The organism is Pseudomonas sp. PVC-3-1, from assembly GCF_057444315.1.
The window spans coordinates 5,464,992-5,486,382 of sequence record NZ_CM172023.1 but is presented as its reverse complement, the minus strand read 5'-3'; the positions used below and the strand labels follow the sequence as shown (position 1 = coordinate 5,486,382).

The window sequence follows — 21,391 nt, the reverse complement described above, 5'->3', positions numbered from 1 at the left end:
TCTAGAAGCGCAGGGCGTGGGCGGTAGTGTCCGTGCAGCGCCAGCGGGGTGTCCCGGCGCGCGCGAATGGCGCGGCATCAGCCGCGCCGATGGCGGCCGATGTTCCGGGCGCGCTCAGGGGTTTTCCGGGTCGTGCCCCAGCGATTGCAGGAACAGCGAGAACAGCTCCGGCTGCGAGCTGATGTCGAGCTTGTTGTACAGATGGCGGCGGTGGACCTTGATGGTTTCCGGCGAGATTGCCAGGCGCTCGGCCATGGCCTTGGAGGAGTAACCCCGCAGGATCAGCCGGGCGATCTCCAGCTCGCGCTCGGACAGCACGCCGGCGCCGAAGTGACTCAGGGCGTCGCGCACCTGCACCGCCACGCCATCGCTGGTACCTGGCAGCAGGCGCTGGCTGCGTTGCTGCCAATGCTGCTGCATCAGCGCCAGCACCCAGGGGCAGAGCATCGCCAGCAGGCCGGTCTGCTCGCCATCGAACAGCCGGCGCATGCCCAGTGACAGCGACAGCGCACCCTGGCCGGGCAACTGGAGAATGAACTGCACCTCGTCCTCCAGCACGTTGTCGTGGAAGTAGCTGAGGTAGTACTCGCTCTGGCGGAACTGGTCCGGGGATATTTCCTCCAGCCGGTAAAGCCCGCTGGGCACGCCCTCGCGGCAGGCCTGGTAGAACGGATCGAGCTGGAACAGTCCGTCGAGGTAGATGGCCATCGCCGCCGGGCCCGCGGTGGGCTCGGCATCGTATTCCTCCAGCGCCACCGGAGTGCCGCTGGCTGGGTAAAACATCGCCAGGGCGTTATCGAAGGGCAGCCACTGGTGCAGTAGCAGGACCAGTTGCTTCCAGAAGCGCGGCTGGCCGATCTGCTCGATGGCGCGGCCGAGGTTGGCGTGCATGCCGACTTCTCGGAACAGGGTGTGCATCGGCGGGATATCTCCGGAACGGTGCGGCGAGGATAGGGCCCACGGTTTCCTCCTTTTACCTGGGCTCCGTCAAGAGGGCGTAACCCCAAATGGTGATTGGCCGCCCCTCTCGCCATGCCCAGACTGCACCCCACGCAGCGCCCCGCACAGAGGGCGTGACAAGGTCTTCGTTCCTGCCTCAGCCACCAATAACAACACGAGGAAACAACGATATGAGCGCTTCCCCTGCGCCAGCGAGCGCGCTCAAGCCCAGCCTGGGCGTGCTCGACGTAGTCGCCATCACCGTCTCGGCGGTTACCCCCGCCAGCTCCGTCTTTGTCATCGCTCCGTTCGCCATCCAGCAGGCCGGCAGCGGCGCCTTCCTGGCCTTCGTCTTCGCCGGTTTCCTGGCCCTGATGTTCGCCTGGTGCTACGCCGAACTCGGCCGCGCGCACAGCTCCGCCGGCGGCGAGTACGTCTACGCCAAGCGCGTGTTCGGCGGCCTCGCCGGTTACGCCACCTTCCTTACGGTGCTGGTCTCGTTGCTGTTCATCCCGCCGGTACTGGCGACGGGGGCGGCGACCTACCTCAACAACGCCCTGGGGACGAACTTCGATACCCAGACCGTCGCCCTGGTGATAGTCGCCGCCAGCTACGTGCTGGGCATCCTCAATATCCGCGTGAACGCCTGGATCACCGGCGTGTTCCTGCTCTGTGAAGTGGCGGCGCTGCTGGTGATCGTGGTGCTCGGCTTCGGCCATGTCAGCCAGCCGATGAGCGTACTGGTGCAGCCACAGCACATCGACGGCGGGATACTGGCCGCCGCGCCCTGGGCGCTGGTGATCGGCGCCGTGGGCACTGCGCTGTTCTCCTACAACGGTTTCGGCGGTGCGGTGCTGCTGGCCGAGGACATGAAGTGCGGCGGGCGCAACGTGCACCGCGCGGTGATCTGGTCGCTGGTGCTGGTGGTGGCGATCGAGATCGTCCCGCTGACCGCACTGCTGCTGGGCGCGCCTTCGCTGCAGGACATGATCGCCAGCCCCGATCCGGTCGGCTACCTGCTCACCGCCCATGGCAACGCGACGCTGTCGCGCCTGGTCAGCGCCGGCATCTTCCTCTCGGTATTCAACGCCATCGTCGCCATCGTCATCCAGGTCGGCCGGGTGATTTTCAGCAGCGGCCGCGACGAGCTGTGGACGCCGCTGATGAACCGCGCCTTCACCCGCATCCACCCGCGCTGGGAGTCGCCATGGATCGCCACGCTGTTCCTCGGCGTGCCTTCGGCGGCGCTGAGCTTCAGCTCGAACCTGGCGGACCTGACTTCCTTCACCGTGCTGCTGCTGGTGATGGTCTACCTGGTGGTGGCGCTCTGCGCGCTGTTCAGCCGTGTGCTGCGCCGCGACCGCGAGCACCCGTACCGCATGCCGCTGTGGCCGTTGCCGGCGATGCTGGCGGTGGTCGGCGCCGGCTATCTGTTGCTCAACCTGCTACTGGACGCCTCTTCGCGGGACGTCATGATCATTGTCGGGATACTGGCCGTGTCGGTGATTCTCTACAGCACCTACGGCAAGCTCAGCCCGGCCTTTCAGAAGCTCTGAGCCTGTCCAATGTCTGCCTGCGCTTGTCCATGCTGCGTTAGAAACAGGCTCAAAATGCTCATTTACCATTCGTAAACTGCGCTTTTTTTTGCCTGCTTTTGCCTTGCCTGAACTGCGCTCGGCGAGACCTTGAACAGGCCCGTTTATAAGGAGACAGCATGCGCGCTCGTCAACTCGGCATCACCCTCGGCCTGGGCACGCCCGGCGAGTTCAACGCCATCACCGATGTGCCCGGCATCCGCGTCGGCCATAGCACCCTGATCGGGGAGCGCGAAGGCCGCGCCGTACGCACCGGGGTCACGGTGGTCCAGCCGCGCGAGGGGGCCGCGCGCCGGCAACCCTGCTTCGCCGGCTGCCATGTGCTCAACGGCAACGGCGACGCCACGGGGCTGGAGTGGATTCGCGAGGCGGGGCTGCTGACCACCCCCATCGCCATCACCAACACCCACAGCGTGGGGGTGGTGCGCGATGCGCTGATCGCCGCCGAGCATGCCGAGTTGGCGGACCCTTCCATCTACTGGTGCATGCCAGTGGTGATGGAAACCTACGACGGCCTGCTCAACGACATCTGGGGCCAGCACGTCGGCGCCGAACAGGTGCGCGAGGCGTTGGCCGCGGCCGAGGCCGGCCCGGTACGGGAAGGTCCGGTGGGGGGCGGCACAGGGATGATCTGCCATGAGTTCAAGGGCGGCATCGGTACCTCCTCGCGCAAGCTGCCGGCGGAGCAGGGCGGCTGGACGGTGGGTGCGCTAGTGCAGGCCAACCATGGACAGCGCCGCGAGTTGCGGGTGGATGGCTATCCGGTCGGCCGCCACCTGGGCGATCTGCCGTCGCCCTTCGCTGAGCAGGGCACGCCCGGCATGGGCTCGATCGTGGTGATCCTCGCCACCGATGCGCCGCTGCTGCCGCACCAGTGTCAGCGCCTGGCGCAACGCGCTTCGCTGGGGATCGCCCGTACGGGGGGCGGCACCGATGACTCCAGCGGCGACATCTTCCTTGCCTTCGCCACCGGCAACCGCGACCTGCCGCCGGCGGATTACGGGCGCAAGAACCTGCCCTTCGCCACGCCGTTGGAAATGGTCAACAACGACCATATCTCGCCGTTGTTCGCAGCCGCCGCCGAGGCGGTGGAGGAGGCCATCGTCAACGTGCTGCTGGCCGGGAAGGACATGCGCACCGACGACGGCGTGTTGGTGCCGGCGCTGAGTGGGGAGCGGTTGCTGGCGGCTCTGCGCGAGGTGGGCTGGAAGGGTAAGCGCTAACCAGCGGTGCTCGGTGGCTGGGTATCCCCTGTAGGAGCGAGCTTGCTCGCGAACGGATTTTCCGGCGGCTCAGGAGCTGGGCGGGTTCGCGAGCAAGCTCGCTCCTACAAGTTGATGCCGTGCCATGAAAAAAGCCGGAGCTGCTGGGCAGCTCCGGCTTCTTCGTTTGTGTAGGAGCGGACGTTGTCCGCGATAGGTCCGCATTGCGCCGGATCCCATAGGGACGAGTTCGCTCCTACGCCATTCTCACCATCGGCGGCATGATCCCCAATCAGTTCGGGGTGTAGATCTGGTCGAACACGCCACCGTCGGCGAAGTGGGTCTTCTGCACGGTGCGCCAGTCGCCGAAGGTCTTCACCACGGAGAAGAAGTCCACCTTCGGGAAACGGTCGGAGAACTTGGCCAGCACTTCCGGGTTGCGCGGGCGCAGGTAGTTGTTGGCGGCGATGGTCTGGCCTTCGTCGGACCACAGGTACTTCAGGTAGGCCTCGGCTTCAGCGCGGGTGCCTTTCTTGTCGACAACCTTGTCGACCACTGCCACCGGCGGCTCGGCTTCGGCGGAGACGCTCGGGTACACCACTTCGAAGCCGCCACGGCCGAACTCGCGAGCGATCATCTCGGCTTCGTTCTCAAAGGTCACCAGCACGTCGCCGATCTGGTTCTGCATGAAGGTGGTGGTCGCCGCGCGGCCGCCGGTATCCAGCACCGGAACGTTCTTGAACAGCTGGGCGACGAATTCCTTGGCCTTGGCTTCATCGGCGCCATGCTTCTGCGCGTAGCCCCAGGCGGAGAGGTAGGTGTAGCGGCCGTTGCCCGAGGTCTTCGGGTTCGGCACCACGACCTGCACGCCCGGTTTCACCAGGTCGTTCCAGTCCTTCAGGCCCTTGGGGTTGCCCTTGCGCACGATGAACACGGTGGCGGAGGTGAACGGCGCGCTGTTGTTCGGCAGGCGGGTGGCCCAGTCCTTCGGCACCAGGCCGCCATTGTCAGCCAGGGCATCGATGTCGGTGGCCTGGTTCATGGTGATGACGTCGGCCGGCAGGCCATCGATCACCGCACGGGCCTGTTTGCTGGAACCGCCATGGGACATCTGGATGGTGATCTTCTCGCCTTTCTCGGCCTGCCAGTGTTTCTGAAAGGCGGCGTTGTAGTCCTTGTAGAAGTCGCGCATCACGTCGTAGGAGACGTTGAGCAGGGGCTGGGCGGCCTGGGCGGCGGAGGCCAGGGCGAGGCCGGCGGCCAGCAGCGAGGCGCTGAACAGACGTTTCACGAGCAGTTCCTTTTGGCAGTGTTGTTGGGTGTCGATTATGCCGACAGGTTATATGCCACTTAAATACTTAAAGGCTATTTGCTTATGCGGGGAGCAGGGCTCGCAATCCCCTGGCGATCTTCTCCCGCATGCTGCTTTCAATTCTGTCGCTGGGTTTCATGTGCCTGCGAAATGGCGATTGCCCGGCAGCCTAGCAGGCTTGCCGGGCAATGACTGCCCCTGTGGCCTCAGTCCAGTCCGCTGACTTCCAGCTCCTTCGGATACTCGACACTGAACTTGAAGGTCGTGCTGCGTTTCTCGCCCGGCTTCAGCTGCCAGTCCCACAGCAGCTTGCCGTCGTCCTCGCGGGCGACGGACTGGCCTTCGGGCTCCAGCAGCGTCACCTTGATCTGCTCATTGCGCGAGATCGGCAACTGGTCCTTGAACTGCAAGCGCTGCTCGGTCTTGTGGTTGTTCTGGGCGTCGATGCGGAACTCGTAGGTGACGCGCTTGCGGCCGCCGGTGAGGCCGGTGTAGTCGGTGAAGCGATTGACCAGCTTGCGCTTGATCGACATGGCCTCGTCGCCGCCCAGGGCCAGCTCGAAGGTCTCGCCCGGCATCACCGCGCGCAACTGGCCGCTGGCGACGAAGGTGTTGCCCAGGTAGGTGTTGAGGGTGCCGGGCAGCAGCGGATAGTCGCTGGCATTGCGGGTGTCGGCCTGCAGGTAGGCGGCTTCACGCAGCGACGGTGTGGCCAGGTAGCGGAAGGTTGCCGGCAGCTTGAACTGGGCGATGGCGACCTTCTGCGAGCTGCCGTCGCTGTTCAGCGTGGCGCGGGTCGGGATATGGAAGGAAGCGCTGGTGGTGGCACCGCTGACTTCAGCGACGGCGACGGGCATCTCTTCCAGCGAGCCGGCCACGGCCATTTCGTCGGCGGCGAAGCGCTGGGCCTTCTTCGCCTCCAGGGCCATCATCGGTGCAGCTGGCGCCGGGGCGGGTCTAGCGGCCATCACCGTGCGCGGGTCGAAGGTGTCGACGAACCACGGCGAGAGCGCCGGCACGTTGCTGCCCAGGTTGGGGCGGGCGGTGGACAGGGTGAGGTCGACGTCGGTCCAGTCCTCGCCGCTGCTCTGCCGGACGATGCCCTGGTAGGTCATCTCGATCTTGTCCTCGCCGTCGCGCAGGCGGGCGTCATAGGCCGGGCGCCAGGAGGCGTCGTACAGTGTGTAGCTGAGCTGCAACTGGACTTGTGCCGGCTTCTCCAGCGCCACGCGAAGGATCGCGCGCTTGTAGTGGGTGCCGTCTCCGGCCAGATGGCTGCGCTGGCTCTCCAGCTCCTGCTTGCGCTGTTGCAGTTCCTCGCTCTGCTGGTCGAGCTTGCGCTGTTCGTCGAGGATGCGCCCAAGGTTGCCCTCGCTCATCTGCAGCAGGTTCTTCAGTTCGTCAATGCTTGGCAGTGCCTGGTTCTTGCCCGGCTTGGTGCTGCTGGCCTGGATGTCGGCGAGGAACTGTTTCTGGTTTTCCAGCACGCTGCCACGGTCGCTGATCTCGCGCTCCTGTCGCTCGAGGTCGCGCAACTGCGTGTCCAGCTGTTGCAGGCGATTGTCCTCGGAGGGCGGCGAGACCTGCGGCGCGCTGCTGACGTCGAGCAGGGTCGCGGCGGCGCTGGCGCTGAGCGAGGCCTGCAGGCTGTTGTCGTCGATGCGCAGGGGCAACTGTTCCAGGGCGATCTCGTGTTGCCCAGCCGGCAGTTGAAGGGTGGCGGTGCGGGTGACGATGGCGCGGTCGGTGTAGACCGTGACCGCGCTGATGCGGCTGTCGGCCACCTGCGGCGCGGCCAGCAGCGAGGTGCTGGCCAGTGCGCCGGCCATGGCGAGAATCAGTGGGTGGAGTCGAAAGGGCATGTGCTCACCTCGGGGCCTGGTAGGCGACCGACACTGCGGAACGCCACCATGGCGTCCGTCCATGCCGCTTGTGACGAAGGGGGCGAGAAAATCGGGTTGAACGCGGCTGAAGTCAGATGGCCATGGGCGACGAACGGTTATCCGCGGTTCAGCTTTGAGCGTTGTCTGCCCGTGGGAACAGTGGGTTGCCGCAGCGCGAACAGAACGCCGCTCCGGCCTCGTGGCTGGCCTTGGCGCAGGCGGGGCAAGGCTTTGCCAAGCCCGGCGCGGGCTCCTGGCGCATCGCGTTGTGCAGTTCGGCGCTGAAGATGCCGGTGGGCACCGCAATGATCGAGTAGCCGGTGAGCATCACCAGGCTGGCGATCGCCTGGCCCAGCGGCGTCTTCGGAGTGATATCGCCGAAGCCCACGGTGGTCAGCGTGACGATGGCCCAGTAGATGCCGCGGGGGATGCTGGTGAAACCGTGTTCTGGGCCTTCGACCACGTACATCAGTGAGCCGAACACCGTCACCAGGCTCATCACCGAGACGAAGAACACGGTGATCTTCTGCCGGCTGCCGCGCAGGGCGGTGAGCAGGAAGTCGGCCTGGCGCAGGTACTGGCGCAGCTTGAGGATGCGGAAGATGCGCAGCACCCGCACGATGCGGATCACCAGCAGGTACTGGGCGTTGGGGTAGAAGATGGCGATCACCCCCGGCAGCACCGCCAGCAGGTCCACCAGACCGTAGAAGCTCAGGGCGTAGCGCAGGGGCTTGGGCGAGCAGTACAGGCGCAGCAGGTACTCGATCAGGAACAGGCCGTTGATTACCCACTCGATGTCGCTGAGCAGGCCGCCGTAGGCGTTGCTGATCTCGTCCACGCTGTCGAGGATCACCACCAGTAGGCTGGCGAGGATGACGATCAGCAGCGCGCTGTCGAAGCGCCGGCCGGCGACCGTGTCGGACTGGAAGATGATGACGTAGAGGCGCTGGCGCCAGCTTTGGGGATCGGCCATGGAGGAATCCGCGGTACGGGTTCAGTCACCTTAGCCGAGATGCGGCAGGGCGGCCGGTGCCGCCCCGCCGGGAGGATCAGGCGCGCTCTGTCGCCTGCTGCTCGTCCACGTCACCTTCGGCGATGCACGCCGCCGCGGTGAACAGCACGTCGGTGGAGGAGTTCAGCGCGGTCTCCGCCGAGTCCTGGAGGATGCCGATGATGAAACCGACCGCCACGACCTGCATCGCCACTTCGCTGGAAATACCGAACAGGCCGCAGGCCAGCGGGATCAGCAACAGCGAGCCACCGGCCACGCCGGATGCGCCGCAGGCGCAGACCGAGGCGACCACGCTGAGCAGAATGGCGGTGGGCAGGTCGACGGCGATGCCCAGGGTGTGCACCGCTGCCAGGGTCAGCACGCTGATGGTGATCGCCGCGCCGGCCATGTTGATGGTAGCCCCCAGCGGGATCGATACCGAGTAGGTGTCCTCGTGCAGGCCCAGGCGTTCGCAGAGCTGCAGGTTGACCGGGATGTTGGCCGCCGAGCTGCGGGTGAAGAAGGCGGTGATGCCGCTTTCGCGCAGGCACATCAGTACCAGCGGGTACGGATTGCGGCGGATCTTGGCGAAGACGATCAGCGGGTTGACCACCAGTGCCACGAACAGCATGCAGCCCAGCAGCACGGCCAGCAGGTGCAGGTAGCCGAGCAGGGCGTCGAAGCCGGACTCGGCGATGGTGCCGGCCACCAGGCCGAAGATGCCCAGCGGGGCGAAGGCGATCACCACGCGGACGATCAGGGTCACGCCGCCTGCCAGGTCATCGAGCAGGTCGCGGGTGCTCTGGCGCGCATGGCGCAGGGCGATCCCCAGGCCGATGGCCCAGGCAAGGATGGCGATGAAGTCCGCCTCCAGCAGTGCCTTCACCGGGTTGGTGGTGACGCTGAACAGCAACGAGCGCAGGACTTCGCCGATGCCGCCGGGCGGTGCCAGCTCGCTGGTCGGAGCGCTCAATACCAGTGTGGAGGGGAAGGTGAAGCTGGCGATCACGGCAATCACCGCTGCCGAGAAGGTGCCGATCAGGTAGAGCATCAGGATCGGCCGGATGTGCGTGCGCTGGCCTTGCTTGTGGTTGGCGATGGAGGCCATCACCAATACCAGGACGAGCACCGGGGCCACGGCCTTCAGGGCGGAGATGAACAGCTTGCCGAGCAGGCTGACCGCCGCTGCGCCTTGCGGCCAGAGCAGGGCCAGGGCGATGCCGCAGAGCATGCCGATGAATATCCGCAGGACCAGGCTGGTGCCTTTGAGTCGCTGCAGCAGGGTGGGAGTGGGGAGCGTCATGACGTCTTTCGCTGCTGGAAGTGGGATCGCCCCGGCGGCCGGGTACGAAAGGGCGCGGATTATGCCGTCTGATGCCGGGAAATGCGCGGTTACCCGTCGAGTGATCGGTCAGGTTCTGCTTCGGCAGGTGTCAGGTTGCAGTCTGGACGGCCGCACGCGGACTGGCATTGATCCATGCCGGTCGCGGCGGGAATAGCGGGGATTCAGCCGAGGTCGGCGAAGGTTTCCGGGTCCAGGTCGACCGCCCCGACCCGCTGTACGGCGCCGCGCATGGTGACTTGGAAGTCATCGTCGACGCGAATATGCAGGTGGCCGCCGGCCAATTGCAGGTCGATGTGCTCGTCGCACAGGCCAAGCCGTCGTGCCACCGAGGCCGCCGCGCAGCTGCTGGTGCCGGACGACAAGGTGTAGCCGGCACCGCGCTCCCAGATTTCCACGCGCAGGGCGTCGCGGGACAACCATTGGACGAACTGCACGTTGGTGCGCCGGGGGAACAGCGGATGGTTTTCCAGCAGCGGGCCGAGGCGGCAGGCCAGCTCGCGACTGGTGTGTTCGACGAACACCACGCAGTGCGGATTGCCCATGGAGACGGCGTTGATCTTCAGTGCCACGCCGTCGACTTCCAGGGGATAGCCCAGGGCCTCGGCGGTGTCGATCAGTACCGGAATCTTCGCGCAGGCGAATTCGGCGCGGCCCATGGACACCTCCACGGTGCGGCCCTCGTCGGATACCTGGCTGGTGACGATGCCGCCGGCGGTGACGATGTCGAACGGTCGCCCGGCAACCAGCCCGCAGTCCCACAGGTAGCGGGAGAAGATGCGCAGGCCGTTGCCGCTTTTCTCCGCCTCGGAGCCGTCGGGATTGAGGATGCGCAGGCCAAAGGCGGCGTCGCTGTGGTTCGCCAGCAGGATGCCGTCGGAGCCGATGCCGTGGTGGCGGTCGCAGACTCGGTTGATCTGCGCTGCCGTGAGGGCGAGCGGCGCGTCGTCTGCGTAGACCAGGTAGTCGTTACCCAGGGCCTGGTATTTCACGAAGTTCATCGGTGCGATCCGTCGCCGCTAGAGGGCTCTCGACTATACACGCGGCCCGCTGTTTTCTCCCCGTGGAGCCTGCAGCAGCGATTCCAGGGCGCGCTGGCCGAGGATCACCAGCCAGCAGGCCAGGATGAAGGGGGCGGTGAACGCGGGCAGCCCGACCAGCGCGAAGCAGGGTTGCAGCAGTACCGCCAGGAGGATGCCGCACAGCGGAGCCAGCGGGCTGCGGAAGCGCAGCGACAGGGCGATGCCGGCCAGCGCACCATTCAACCCGAGCAGGCCAGCCTGGGCGGAGGAGGCGGGCAGGTCGAACAGCGGAGCGATGAACAGTGCACCTGCTGCGCCGATCAGTGCCCAGAGCGCCGCGCGGCGATCCGCCAGCAGCAGGCCGAGGGCGATGGTCAGGCCGGCGAGCGGTTCGCCAAGGAAGATCACTTCGCCGAAGCCCAGTGTGGTCGAATCCAGCAGCGGATTGGCCGCGCCACAGGACAGGCAGGCAAGGCTGTTGGCCGGCGCGAAACCGAGTGCCTTGCCCAGCGCCACCGACACCCAGCCCAGCAGCACGAAGGCCGAGGTGTACGCGGGCAGGCCGAAGCGCCGGTGCGACTGGCGCAGCAGCACGGCCTGCACCGCAACGCTGGTGAGGATGGCGGCGATGCTCAGCATCACCAGGCCCAGCGACCACTGGAACATGAAGGGCAGTAGCAGACCGATGAGGATCGGGTTGTAGTCGTGCAGGCCTGCGTCGATGTCTGCCTGCGGCTCGCGAACGAAACGTGCGGTGAGCGGGCCGAGCAGGGCGCCCAGCAGCGCGCCAGGCAGCAGTTGCGGAGCGGACCAGCCGATGGTCAGCAGCAGGATCAGGCCGAAGCGGGCGTCCGCCTGCAGGTAGATCTGGCCGAAGCCGATCAGCCGGGTGCGGAGCTGATGTTTCCAGGAGCGAGGATTCAGGTGCATGTGGGTACAGGGCAGGTTGAATGGGGCTCCGCAGCGCTTCGGTAGGTGTGGGGCATCGAGGCCCCATCGACGAGCAGTGCGTGAGCATTCTGTGACGCCGCCATACGGGGCCGCGCCACGGGGTTGGAAAAAGAAAAGAGGCTGCCGGCGGGATCACCGCCAACAGCCTCAAAGTTCCATGGCCAGCATTGGGAGTTGCTGCGTGGGGGCCATGGACCGACAAGCATTCGGTGCTGATCAAGGTCAAACCCGGACGGACGGGGACGCGGCCCCGTATTCCCGGCCCCGTCCGTCCGGGAGTGACTCGGTGCGGAGGCACGCGATATGGCGTGGCTCCTGAACTCAACTTCCCTCTCCCCCCGCCCTCTCCCGCAAGCGGTAGAGGGGGCTTGAGTGGCAGCAAGCGGAACACCTGAGTAACTGGCGGCGCCGAGCTGCCCCCTCTCCCTTCAGGGAGAGGGTTGGGGAGAGGGGCTCTCAGGCTTGCATCAAACTTCCAGCGCCGGCGCCACCGTCTCGATCCGCAGCATGTTGGTGCTGCCCGGCTGGCCGAAGGGCACGCCGGCGGTGATCACCACGGTGTCGCCACGGCGTGTCATGCGCTGGGCCAGGGCGATGTCCAGGGCGGTGGAGCAGATCTCGTCGACATGGGCGAGCTGCGCGTTGACCACCGAATGGACACCCCAGGCCACGGTCAGGCGGCGGGCGGATTTCAGTTGCGGAGTCAGGCTGAGGATCGGTGCCTTGGGCCGTTCGCGGGAGGCGCGCAGGGTCGAGGCGCCCGACTCGGTGTAGTTCACCAGCACCGCCACCGGCAGGATGCGACTGATCCGGCGGATCGCGCAGCTGATGGCGTCGGAGACGGTGGCGTCCGGTTCCGGACGGTTGATTTCCAGGGTGGCCTGGTAGTCCGGCTCGGCTTCGACCTGGCGGATGATCTTCGCCATCATCTCCACTGCCTCACGCGGGTACTGGCCCGAGGCGCTCTCGGCGCTGAGCATCACGCAGTCGGCGCCTTCGCTGACGGCGTTGGCCACGTCGGTCACCTCGGCGCGGGTCGGCGCCGGGGAGAAGCGCATGGATTCGAGCATCTGCGTCGCCACCACCACCGGACGACCGAGCTGGCGGCAGACCTGGATGATGCGCTTCTGGATGCCCGGCACGCTCTCGGCCGGCATCTCCACGCCCAGATCGCCACGGGCCACCATGATCGCGTCGGACAGCTTCGCGATGGCTTCGATGGATTGCACCGCCGAGGGTTTCTCGATCTTGGCCATGAGGAAGGCCTTGTCGCCGATCAGTGCGCGGGCTTCCTCGATGTCTTCGGGACGCTGCACGAAGGACAGGGCTACCCAATCCACCCCCAGCTCCAGGCCGAATTCCAGGTCACGGCGGTCCTTGGCGGTCAGCGGGCTGAGCTTGAGCACGGCCTCGGGGACGTTGACGCCCTTGCGGTCGGACAGTTCGCCGCTGTTCATTACGCGGGTCTCGATGGCATCGCTGTGGGCATTGAGCACCTGGAGGCGAATCTTGCCGTCGTCCAGCAGCAGGCTCATGCCCGGCTCCAGCGCCTGGATGATTTCCGGGTGGGGCAGCATGACGCGCTGCCTGTCGCCCGGTGCGTCGTTCAGGTCGAGGGTGAAGGTCTGGCCCTTCTCCAGCTGCACCGCGCCGTCGGCGAAACGACCCACGCGAAGCTTCGGCCCTTGCAGGTCCATGAGGATGCCGATGGGGTAGTTCAGTTCGGCTTCCACTTCACGTACCCAGGCGAAGCGCTGGGCGTGGTCGCTGTACTCGCCGTGGCTGAAGTTCAGGCGGAACAGGTTGGCGCCGGCTTCCACCAGCGCGCAGATGTCGTCGCGGCTTTTGATCGCCGGGCCCAGGGTGGCGAGAATTTTTACTTTCTTGTCAGGGGTCATTTGTCGTTCTCGAGGACCAGGATGGCGCGGAAGTCGTTGACGTTGGTGCGGGTTGGCTTGGTGATCACCAAATCGCCCAGTTCGGCGAAGAAGCCGTAGCCGTTGTTGTTGTCGAGCTCGTGCAGCGGGTTCAGGCCGGCCTTGAGGGCGCGGTTGTAGCTGCACGGAGTCATCAGGGCACCGGCGTTGCTTTCCATGCCGTCGATGCCATCGGTGTCCCCCGCCAGGGCCCAGATGTTCGGTTCACCCTTCAGGTCGGCGGTGAGGCTGAGGAGAAACTCGGCGTTGCGTCCGCCACGGCCATTGCCGCGCACGGTCACGGTGGTCTCGCCACCGGAGAGGATCAGGCACGGCGCCTTCAGCGGCTGGCCATGCTTGCGGATCTGCCGGGCGATACCGGCGTGGACCTTGGCCACCTCGCGGGACTCGCCTTCCAGGTCGCCCAGGATCAGCGTCGGGATGCCGGCGGCTTCAGCCTTGGCAGCCACCGCGTCGATGGCGTGCTGGGGCGTGGCGATCAGCTTGAAGTGGCTGCGCGACAGGCATTCGTCACCGGGTTTGACGGTCTCCGAGCGCGGGTCTTCCAGCCAGGCGCGGACGTTCGCCGGGATGTCGATGGCGTAGCGCTTGAGGATCGCCAGGGCGTCGGCCGAGGTGGTCGGGTCGCCCACGGTGGGGCCGGAGGCGATCACTGTGGCCTCGTCGCCGGGCACGTCGGAAATCGCATAGGTGTACACGCTGGCCGGCCAGCAGGCACGGGCCAGGCGGCCGCCCTTGATGGCGGAGAGGTGCTTGCGCACGCAGTTCATTTCGCTGATGGCGGCGCCGGATTTCAGCAAGGCCTTGTTCACGCTGCGCTTGTCGTCGAGGCTGATGCCTTCGGCCGGCAGGGCGAGTAGGGCAGAGCCGCCACCGGAGAGCAGGAAGATCACCCGGTCGTTCTCGCTGAGGCCGCTGATCAACTCCAGCACGCGACGCGCGACGCGCTCACCGGCGTCGTCCGGCACCGGGTGCGAGGCTTCCACCACTTCGATGCTGCGGCACTGCGCTCCGTAGCCGTAAGGCGCGACGACCAGACCCTGGACGTCACCATTCCAGTGCTTCTCAGCGACTTCGGCCATGGCGCCGGCGGCCTTGCCGGCGCCGATGACGATGGTGCGGCCGCCCTTGTCCGTGGGCAGGTGCTGCGCAAGTACCTGGGCCGGATGCGTGGCGGCAATGGCGGTGTCGAACAGCTCGCGCAGGAAGGCGCGTGGGTCGAGGCTCATGACAGGCTCCCGTGATTCTTCTTGTGGTGTATCCATGGCTCAGTCGCCTCGAGAAAGGAGACTCAGCGATGGATTCGAACGCCCCGGCCGGCAAGGCCGTGATTCCCACAGGCCGGGTGTTCGAGTCGCTTTGCAGCGTGGCGGGCGACGCCACTCCCATAACCTCGCCCGTCACTTTGCCCTTGCTGGCGCATAACGCCGTTGGCGTCATGCGCCCTACAACGTGCTCTTCGTAGGATGGTGTGGAGCGAAGCGATACCCATCGATCCCGGTACCGCTGGCTGATGGGTATCGCAAGCTCCACCCATCCTACAAATGCCCCTCTCAGTCCTTGCGGATGGAGAAGTTGGCCATGTGCTCCAGGCCCTTGATCAGGCCGGAGTGGTCCCAGTTGCTGCCGCCGATGGCGGCGCAGGTGCTGAACACCTGTTGGGCGTTGGCGGTGTTGGGCAGGTTCAGGCCCAGTTCGCGAGCGCCGGCCAGGGCCAGGTTGAGGTCCTTCTGGTGCAGGCTGATGCGGAAGCCCGGATCGAAGGTGCCCTTGACCATGCGGTCGCCGTGCACTTCGAGGATGCGCGAGGAGGCGAAGCCGCCCATCAGTGCTTCACGCACCTTGGCCGGGTCGGCGCCGTTCTTGGCGGCGAACAGCAGGGCTTCGGCGACGGCCTGGATGTTCAGGGCGACGATGATCTGGTTGGCCACCTTGGCGGTCTGGCCGTCGCCATTGCCGCCGACGCGGGTGATGTTCTTGCCCATGGCCTGGAACAGCGGCAGGGCGCGTTCGAAGGTGTTCGGGCAGCCGCCGACCATGATGCTCAGCGAAGCGGCCTTGGCGCCGACTTCACCGCCGGAGACCGGGGCGTCCAGGTACTGCGCGCCGGTGGCCTTGATCTTCTCGGCGAAGGTCTTGGTGGCGGTGGGGGAGATCGAACTCATGTCGATCACCACCTTGTTCGGGCCCACGCCTTCGGCGATGCCGTCCTTGCGGAACAGCACGTCTTCGACCTGCGGGGTGTCCGGGACCATCACGATGATGAACTCGGCTTCCTGGGCGACTTCCTTGGGGTTGGCCAGGGCGACGGCGCCTCCGCTGGCCAGCTCGGCGGGAGCGGCATCGTGGTGGGTGGAAACGAAGATCTGGTGACCGGCTTTCTGCAGGTTCAGTGCCATGGGCAGGCCCATGATGCCGGTGCCGATGAATCCGATTTTGGCCATGAGGAGTTCTCCTGGTTGTTCTTGTTGGGCTGGCTGGCGCGGTGCGTACCCACCGCGCCAGCGAGTGAATTGCTACGGGTTTGGCATCAGCCGGATGACCAGGCGGGGCGCCGAAGACAGTGCTCTTGCACGGCGAGGCGGCCCAACGACGTCATACGGTTGAGGACAAATCCGTATCAGATAACGTTGTGGCTCTTCAGCCAGCCGAGGCCGGCTTCGGTAGTGGTCTTGGGCTTGTATTCGCAGCCGACCCAGCCGCGGTAACCGATGCGGTCCAGGTGGTCGAACAGGAAGCGGTAGTTGATCTCGCCGGTGCCCGGCTCGTGGCGGCCGGGGTTGTCGGCCAGCTGCACGTGGTTGATCGAGGCGAGGTTCTTCTCCAGCGTCCGCGCCAGGTCACCTTCCATGATCTGCATGTGGTAGATGTCGTACTGCAGGAACAGGTTGGCGCTGCCGACCTTCTCGCGGATGTCCTGGGCCTGCTGGGTGGTCTGCAGGTAGAAGCCGGGAATGTCGATCGTGTTGATCATTTCCATGACCAGCTTGATGCCTGCGGCTTCGAGCTTGCCGGCCGCGTACTCCAGGTTATTCAGGAAGGTGTTCTCGATGGTCGCGCAGTCGTAGCCTTGCGGACGGATGCCGGCCAGGCAGTTGACCTGGGTGTTGCCCAGTACCTTGGCGTAGGCGATGGCCTTGTCGACGCCGGCGCGGAATTCCTCGACGCGGTCCGGGTGGCAGGCGATGCCGCGCTCGCCTTTCGACCAGTCGCCGGCGGGCAGGTTGAACAGCACTTGTTCGAGCTGGTTGGCGTCCAGGCAGGCCTTGATCACCTCGGCCTCGACGTCATACGGGAAGAGGTACTCGACACCGCTGAAACCGGCGCGCGCGGCGGCTTCGAAGCGGTCGAGGAAGTCCACCTCGGTGAACAGCATGGACAGGTTGGCGCAGAAACGGGGCATTGTTTGACTCCTTGATGGCATGTTGCACGAACAGCCCCCTCTCCCTTCAGGGAGAGGGTTGGGGAGAGGGCGTCGCCGCACACTCCCGAGTTCGGTCCAGCTAATCAGTCCAGCAGCGAGATGGCGGTGGGCGCATCGACGCCTTTCAGGGCCAGCTCTTCGAACTCGTTGACCGCGTTGATCTCGGTACCCATGGAGATGTTGGTGACGCGCTCCAGGATGACCTCGACCACCACCGGTACACGGTGCTGCTGCATCAACTCGCGAGCCTGGGCGAAGGCTGCGCCGATCTGGTTCGGGTCGAACACGCGGATCGCCTTGCAACCCAGACCTTCCACCACCGCGACGTGGTCCACGCCGTAGCCGTTGAGTTCCGGCGCGTTGACGTTGTCGAAGGCCAGCTGCACGCAGTAGTCGATCTCGAAGCCGCGCTGCGCCTGGCGAATCAGGCCCAGGTAGGAGTTGTTCACCAGTACGTGGATGTACGGCAGGTTGAACTGCGCGCCGGCGGCCAGCTCTTCGATCATGAACTGGAAGTCGTAGTCGCCCGACAGCGCGACGACCTGACGGCTCGGATCGGCCTTGACCACGCCCAGGGCGGCCGGAATGGTCCAGCCCAGCGGGCCGGCCTGGCCGCAGTTGATCCAGTGGCGCGGTTTGTAGACGTGCAGGAACTGCGCGCCGGCGATCTGCGACAGGCCGATGGTGCTGACGTAGCAGGTGTCCTTGCCGAAGAACTCGTTCATTTCTTCGTAAACGCGCTGCGGCTTGACCGGCACGTTGTCGAAGTGGGTCTTGCGCTGCATCGTGCGCTTGCGCTCGCGGCAGGATTCGACCCAGGCGCTGCGGTCCTTCAGCTTGCCGGCGGCCTTCCACTCGCGGGCGACTTCGAGGAAGACGTCCAGGGCGGAGCCAGCGTCGGAAACGATGCCCAGGTCCGGGGTGAACACGCGGCCGATCTGGGTTGGTTCGATGTCCACGTGGACGAACTTGCGGCCTGCGGTGTAGACGTCGACCGAACCGGTGTGGCGGTTGGCCCAGCGGTTGCCGATGCCGAACACCATGTCCGATTCCAGCACGGTGGCGTTGCCGTAGCGGTGCGAGGTCTGCAGGCCGCACATGCCGGCCATCAGCGGGTGATCGTCAGGGATGGTGCCCCAGCCCATCAGGGTCGGTACCACCGGTACGCCGGTCAGCTCGGCGAATTCCACCAGCTTGTCGGAAGCGTCGGCGTTGATGATGCCGCCGCCGGCGCAGATCAGCGGGCGCTCGGCGTCATTGAGCAGGGCCAGGGCTTTCTCGGCCTGGGCGCGGGTGGCTTTGGGCTTGTTGATTGCCAGCGGTTCGTAGGCGTCGATGTCGAATTCGATCTCGGCCATCTGCACGTCGAACGGCAGGTCGATCAGCACCGGGCCAGGACGGCCGCTGCGCATTTCGAAGAAGGCCTTCTGGAAGGCATAGGGCACCTGGCCCGGCTCCAGCACGGTGGTCGCCCACTTGGTGACCGGCTTGACGATGCTGGTGATGTCCACGGCCTGGAAGTCTTCCTTGTGCATGCGCGCACGGGGAGCCTGGCCGGTGATGCAGAGAATCGGGATGGAGTCGGCGGAAGCGGAGTACAGGCCGGTGACCATGTCGGTGCCGGCAGGGCCGGAGGTGCCGATGCACACGCCGATGTTGCCGGCGTTGGTGCGGGTGTAGCCCTCGGCCATGTGCGAGGCGCCTTCCACGTGGCGAGCCAGGACGTGATCGATGCCACCGAGTTTCTTCATGGCCGCATACATGGGGTTGATGGCAGCGCCCGGTACGCCGAAGGCGGTATCGACGCCTTCGCGACGCATGACGAGTACGGCAGCCTCGATTGCTCTCATTCTGGCCATATTTTGTTCCTCGGTTCTTATACTGATTGTGTACAAAAGTTGAGGCGATTCTAGGCAGGCAATTCGACTAAGGTCAAGACAGGTTGTATACGAGGGACTGAATGGTCATTTTTCATGTAAAGCCTTCTATTACGGGGCTTTCATGAAAAAGCTGAACGCCAGGTCAAACTATCGTTTGAAAAAATGTATACAAAAATAGATGCAGATTGTCCTTTTCGGTTGCTTTGAGTGAGACCTTCGGCTACTAGATTGCGTACAGATTTCTGATACGCGTGTGCGCAGCTTTGATCTCTGCGCGCGGCGTTGCCCCGGCTTGTCGACCTTGAACTGCCTTATCAACTTGAAGAGGAAAACCTCATGAGCACCCTGAGTCTGGAAACCGCACTGGACATCACCCGCCACGCCCTGGCCGCCAGCCGCGAGCTGTCCACGGCGCCGCTGACCATCGCCGTGCTGGATGCCGGCGGGCATCTGTTGAGCCTGCAGCGCGAGGACGGCGCGAGCATGCTTCGCCCGCAGATCGCGATCGGCAAGGCGTGGGGCGCGGTGGCGCTGGGCAAGTCGTCGCGCGTGCTGGCGGCGGATGCGCAGCAGCGGCCGTCGTTCATCGCTGCAGTGAACACCCTGGCGCAAGGCAACGTGGTGCCGGCGCCGGGTGGTGTGCTGATCCGCAATGCGGCCAATGAGGTGATCGGTGCCATCGGCATCAGCGGCGACGTATCGGACATCGACGAGCAATGTGCGATCCGTGGCGTGCAGGCGCTTGGCCTGGTCGCTGACGCGGGCTGATTGAATAAGGGAAGGGCGTGCGGTTAACCGCGCGCCAGGCGCTTTACCTGTAGGAGCGAGCTCGCTCGCGAACCTTCGATTACGCCGGAAGTGTCAGGCGTGAAGCGGGTTCGCGAGCAAGCTCGCTCCTACGCGTTTGAGGGTATGCGTTTTCGCAGGGCGGGGTGGAAGAAGCGTTGTGACAGGCGAAAGGGCGCGCGGCACTCCGCACGCCCGATGCTGTACCTGAACGTTATGGCGTTCTTACGACGCGGCGCGCTCAGATCGACAGCGGCCGCAAACGCCCCTGCGGCTTGGGCTCGGTGCCATTGTCCGGCGCGGTGCCGCGCAGCACCAGGCGGGTGATGGTGTCGGTGGCTGCCTCGAAGTCCGCATCGCTGAGGCTGGTCTTGCCGGTAACCATGGAGATCTGCCAGTCGAAATCGGCGTAGGTCTGCGTCGCTGCCCAGATGGTGAACAGCAGGTGATGCGGGTCCACCGGTGCCAGCAGGCCACGATCGATCCAGCTCTGCAGGCAGGCGATGTTGCGCTGTGCCTGGGCGTTCAGCTCATCCAGGTATTCCCTGGGCAGGTGCGGCGCACCGTGCATCAGCTCGCTGGCGAACACCTTGGAAGCGTGCGGCAGCTCCTGGGAAATCTTCACCTTGGAACGGATGTAGGCGCGCAGCGCCTCGCTCGGCTCGTCGTCCTCGCGGAATGGCGCGGATGCCTGCAGCAGAGGCTCTACCACGCTCTCCAGCACGCTGCGGTAGAGGTTTTCCTTGGACTGGAAGTAGTAGTAGACGTTGGGCTTGGGCAGCCCGGCGCGAGCGGCGATGTCACTGGTCTTGGTCGCCGCGAATCCCTTCTCGGCGAATTCCTCGCTGGCTGCGCGAAGGATGAGGCGACGGTTACGCTCGCGGATGCTGGTCATTGGCTGGTCTTCTTTCTTTTATTGCTGTTGTCACAGAACAGAGCCGGGCATGGTAGCACCGGGCTCTTGAGCCCCTCAACTTGGCCCCCTCGTGAGTACTGGCGTTCAATTTCCTGACTCGCGAGTCGGTTTTGTGTGTACAGCGACGGCGTTCTAGGGTATTTCTAGCGCACTTTCGTTCGGCACCTGCCATCCGGAACTTCCCACTGCCCATGTCTGATTCCCAGTTGGTCGACCCCTTCGGTCGACGCATCACCTACCTGCGCCTGTCGGTTACCGACCGCTGCGACTTCCGCTGCACCTACTGCATGAGCGAAGACATGCAGTTCCTGCCGCGCGACCAGGTGTTGAGCCTGGAGGAGCTCGAAGCCGTCGCCGACGCCTTCATCGGCCTGGGCGTGAAGCGCATCCGCATCACTGGTGGCGAGCCGCTGGTGCGCAAGGGCCTGACCGGGCTGCTGGCAAGATTGGGTGCGCGTCCGGAACTGGACGATCTCTCCATCACCACCAATGGCTCGCAACTGCGCGAACGCGCGGCCGAGCTGCGGGCTGCCGGCGTGCGCCGCCTGAACATCAGCCTCGATTCGCTGCGCCGCGAACGCTTCGCTGCCTTCACCCGCTCCGACAAGCTGGAGCAGGTGCTCGACGGTATCGACGCAGCTCGCGAAGCGGGCTTCGAGCGCATCAAGCTCAACGCCGTGGTACAGAAGGGTCGCAACGACGACGAAGTCTGCGATCTGGTGGCCTTCGCGCTGGAGAAGGGCATCGACATCAGCTTCATCGAGGAGATGCCGCTGGGCAGCGTCAGCAGCCATGAGCGCAAGCAGACCCTGTGCAGCAGCGACGAAGTCCGCGCGCAGCTCGCCGAGCGCTGGCAGTTGCTGCCGACGCCCGAGCGCAGCGGCGGGCCATCGCGCTACTACCGCATCGACGGCTATGCCAGCCGGATCGGCTTCATCTCCCCGCATAGCCACAACTTCTGCGGCGACTGTAACCGGGTGCGGGTGACCGCCGAAGGCAAGTTGGTGCTCTGCCTCGGCCACGAGGGCGCGCTGGATTTGCGCCAACTGCTGCGCGAACACCCCGGCGACAACGCGCGCCTGCGCGAAGCGCTGATGCAGGCGCTGCAGCTCAAGCCCGAACGCCACCATTTCGAAGCCGACCAGCAGGTGCAGGTCCTGCGCTTCATGAGCATGACCGGCGGCTGAGTCCGCCGCGGCGGGCGCCCGGCC

General features: G+C 65.4%; 17 protein-coding genes. 4 read left to right on the top strand and 13 right to left on the bottom strand.

The window, feature by feature from the left end; genetic code table 11:
* Nucleotides 1-114: 114 nt before the first annotated feature.
* The gene (locus AC2T4A_RS25155) at nt 115-918 is read right to left on the bottom strand and encodes a helix-turn-helix transcriptional regulator (RefSeq protein ID WP_478379472.1); all 804 of its coding nucleotides are present in this window, start codon (nt 916-918) and stop codon (nt 115-117) included.
* A 212-nt stretch (nt 919-1,130) separates the two neighbouring features.
* Between AC2T4A_RS25155 and AC2T4A_RS25150 the strand changes: the two genes are divergently transcribed.
* Both AC2T4A_RS25150 and AC2T4A_RS25145 read left to right on the top strand, forming a co-directional pair.
* The gene (locus tag AC2T4A_RS25150; protein ID WP_416749958.1) at nt 1,131-2,495 is read left to right on the top strand and encodes an APC family permease; all 1,365 of its coding nucleotides are present in this window, start codon (nt 1,131-1,133) and stop codon (nt 2,493-2,495) included.
* Nucleotides 2,496-2,653: 158 nt separating this feature from the next.
* Nucleotides 2,654-3,757 (top strand): DmpA family aminopeptidase, encoded by a 1,104-nt coding sequence (locus AC2T4A_RS25145; protein ID WP_486742060.1) that lies wholly within the window; start codon nt 2,654-2,656, stop codon nt 3,755-3,757.
* A 271-nt stretch (nt 3,758-4,028) separates the two neighbouring features.
* Here AC2T4A_RS25145 and AC2T4A_RS25140 read toward each other — a convergent pair whose 3' ends face one another.
* From AC2T4A_RS25140 to gcl, 11 genes are all read right to left on the bottom strand, one after another.
* Entirely contained in the window at nt 4,029-5,027 is a 999-nt protein-coding gene (locus AC2T4A_RS25140; protein ID WP_401086974.1) for a sulfate ABC transporter substrate-binding protein, read from the bottom strand.
* A gap of 227 nt (nt 5,028-5,254) precedes the next feature.
* Entirely contained in the window at nt 5,255-6,910 is a 1,656-nt protein-coding gene (locus AC2T4A_RS25135) for a mucoidy inhibitor MuiA family protein (protein WP_478379474.1), read from the bottom strand.
* A gap of 148 nt (nt 6,911-7,058) precedes the next feature.
* A complete protein-coding gene (locus AC2T4A_RS25130; RefSeq protein ID WP_416749954.1) occupies nt 7,059-7,904 on the bottom strand; it encodes an ion transporter in 846 nt (281 codons plus the stop codon).
* A 76-nt stretch (nt 7,905-7,980) separates the two neighbouring features.
* On the bottom strand, nt 7,981-9,225 hold the full coding sequence (sstT, locus tag AC2T4A_RS25125) for a serine/threonine transporter SstT (RefSeq protein ID WP_416749952.1): 1,245 nt from the start codon (nt 9,223-9,225) through the stop codon (nt 7,981-7,983).
* Nucleotides 9,226-9,428: 203 nt separating this feature from the next.
* Nucleotides 9,429-10,265: a diaminopimelate epimerase gene (gene dapF / locus AC2T4A_RS25120; protein ID WP_486742059.1), complete on the bottom strand. Its 837-nt coding sequence runs from the start codon at nt 10,263-10,265 to the stop codon at nt 9,429-9,431.
* A 33-nt stretch (nt 10,266-10,298) separates the two neighbouring features.
* Nucleotides 10,299-11,216 (bottom strand): urea transporter, encoded by a 918-nt coding sequence (locus AC2T4A_RS25115; RefSeq protein WP_486742058.1) that lies wholly within the window; start codon nt 11,214-11,216, stop codon nt 10,299-10,301.
* Nucleotides 11,217-11,704: 488 nt separating this feature from the next.
* Nucleotides 11,705-13,135 (bottom strand): pyruvate kinase, encoded by a 1,431-nt coding sequence (pyk, locus tag AC2T4A_RS25110; protein WP_486742057.1) that lies wholly within the window; start codon nt 13,133-13,135, stop codon nt 11,705-11,707.
* Nucleotides 13,132-14,403, bottom strand: a complete 1,272-nt coding sequence (locus AC2T4A_RS25105; RefSeq protein ID WP_486742056.1) for a glycerate kinase type-2 family protein — start codon at nt 14,401-14,403, stop codon at nt 13,132-13,134. Before AC2T4A_RS25105 ends, pyk begins: the two co-directional genes overlap by 4 nt.
* A 324-nt stretch (nt 14,404-14,727) precedes the next feature.
* Nucleotides 14,728-15,618: a 2-hydroxy-3-oxopropionate reductase gene (locus AC2T4A_RS25100; RefSeq protein ID WP_045217803.1), complete on the bottom strand. Its 891-nt coding sequence runs from the start codon at nt 15,616-15,618 to the stop codon at nt 14,728-14,730.
* Between the two features lie 176 nt (nt 15,619-15,794).
* Nucleotides 15,795-16,577 carry a hydroxypyruvate isomerase gene (gene hyi, locus AC2T4A_RS25095; RefSeq protein WP_486742055.1) on the bottom strand — a complete coding sequence of 261 codons (783 nt, stop codon included), beginning with the start codon at nt 16,575-16,577 and terminating at the stop codon, nt 15,795-15,797.
* Between the two features lie 104 nt (nt 16,578-16,681).
* Entirely contained in the window at nt 16,682-18,457 is a 1,776-nt protein-coding gene (gene gcl / locus AC2T4A_RS25090) for a glyoxylate carboligase (protein ID WP_486742054.1), read from the bottom strand.
* A gap of 357 nt (nt 18,458-18,814) precedes the next feature.
* Here gcl and AC2T4A_RS25085 point away from each other — a divergent pair, with 357 nt between their 5' ends.
* Complete coding sequence (locus AC2T4A_RS25085; RefSeq protein WP_478379478.1) at nt 18,815-19,246, top strand: GlcG/HbpS family heme-binding protein; 432 nt, start codon at nt 18,815-18,817, stop codon at nt 19,244-19,246.
* A gap of 259 nt (nt 19,247-19,505) precedes the next feature.
* Here the strand turns inward: AC2T4A_RS25085 and AC2T4A_RS25080 are convergent, their stop codons facing one another.
* Nucleotides 19,506-20,159 (bottom strand): TetR/AcrR family transcriptional regulator, encoded by a 654-nt coding sequence (locus tag AC2T4A_RS25080; protein ID WP_486742053.1) that lies wholly within the window; start codon nt 20,157-20,159, stop codon nt 19,506-19,508.
* 212 nt (nt 20,160-20,371) lie between these two features.
* On the opposite strand from AC2T4A_RS25080, the gene moaA reads away from it, so the two are divergent.
* Nucleotides 20,372-21,367 carry a GTP 3',8-cyclase MoaA gene (gene moaA / locus AC2T4A_RS25075; protein WP_486742052.1) on the top strand — a complete coding sequence of 332 codons (996 nt, stop codon included), beginning with the start codon at nt 20,372-20,374 and terminating at the stop codon, nt 21,365-21,367.
* Nucleotides 21,368-21,391: the final 24 nt, after the last annotated feature.

What these genes read in the sequence shown, in the direction of transcription:
- AC2T4A_RS25155 (WP_478379472.1), bottom strand. Translation starts at nt 918, where the DNA reads ATGCACACCCTGTTCCGAGAAGTCGGCATGCACGCCAACCTCGGCCGC.
- AC2T4A_RS25150 (WP_416749958.1), top strand. Translation starts at nt 1,131, where the DNA reads ATGAGCGCTTCCCCTGCGCCAGCGAGCGCGCTCAAGCCCAGCCTGGGC.
- AC2T4A_RS25145 (WP_486742060.1), top strand. Translation starts at nt 2,654, where the DNA reads ATGCGCGCTCGTCAACTCGGCATCACCCTCGGCCTGGGCACGCCCGGC.
- AC2T4A_RS25135 (WP_478379474.1), bottom strand. Translation starts at nt 6,910, where the DNA reads ATGCCCTTTCGACTCCACCCACTGATTCTCGCCATGGCCGGCGCACTG.
- AC2T4A_RS25130 (WP_416749954.1), bottom strand. Translation starts at nt 7,904, where the DNA reads ATGGCCGATCCCCAAAGCTGGCGCCAGCGCCTCTACGTCATCATCTTC.
- sstT (WP_416749952.1), bottom strand. Translation starts at nt 9,225, where the DNA reads ATGACGCTCCCCACTCCCACCCTGCTGCAGCGACTCAAAGGCACCAGC.
- dapF (WP_486742059.1), bottom strand. Translation starts at nt 10,265, where the DNA reads ATGAACTTCGTGAAATACCAGGCCCTGGGTAACGACTACCTGGTCTAC.
- AC2T4A_RS25115 (WP_486742058.1), bottom strand. Translation starts at nt 11,216, where the DNA reads ATGCACCTGAATCCTCGCTCCTGGAAACATCAGCTCCGCACCCGGCTG.
- pyk (WP_486742057.1), bottom strand. Translation starts at nt 13,135, where the DNA reads ATGACCCCTGACAAGAAAGTAAAAATTCTCGCCACCCTGGGCCCGGCG.
- AC2T4A_RS25105 (WP_486742056.1), bottom strand. Translation starts at nt 14,403, where the DNA reads ATGAGCCTCGACCCACGCGCCTTCCTGCGCGAGCTGTTCGACACCGCC.
- AC2T4A_RS25100 (WP_045217803.1), bottom strand. Translation starts at nt 15,618, where the DNA reads ATGGCCAAAATCGGATTCATCGGCACCGGCATCATGGGCCTGCCCATG.
- hyi (WP_486742055.1), bottom strand. Translation starts at nt 16,577, where the DNA reads ATGCCCCGTTTCTGCGCCAACCTGTCCATGCTGTTCACCGAGGTGGAC.
- gcl (WP_486742054.1), bottom strand. Translation starts at nt 18,457, where the DNA reads ATGGCCAGAATGAGAGCAATCGAGGCTGCCGTACTCGTCATGCGTCGC.
- AC2T4A_RS25085 (WP_478379478.1), top strand. Translation starts at nt 18,815, where the DNA reads ATGAGCACCCTGAGTCTGGAAACCGCACTGGACATCACCCGCCACGCC.
- AC2T4A_RS25080 (WP_486742053.1), bottom strand. Translation starts at nt 20,159, where the DNA reads ATGACCAGCATCCGCGAGCGTAACCGTCGCCTCATCCTTCGCGCAGCC.
- moaA (WP_486742052.1), top strand. Translation starts at nt 20,372, where the DNA reads ATGTCTGATTCCCAGTTGGTCGACCCCTTCGGTCGACGCATCACCTAC.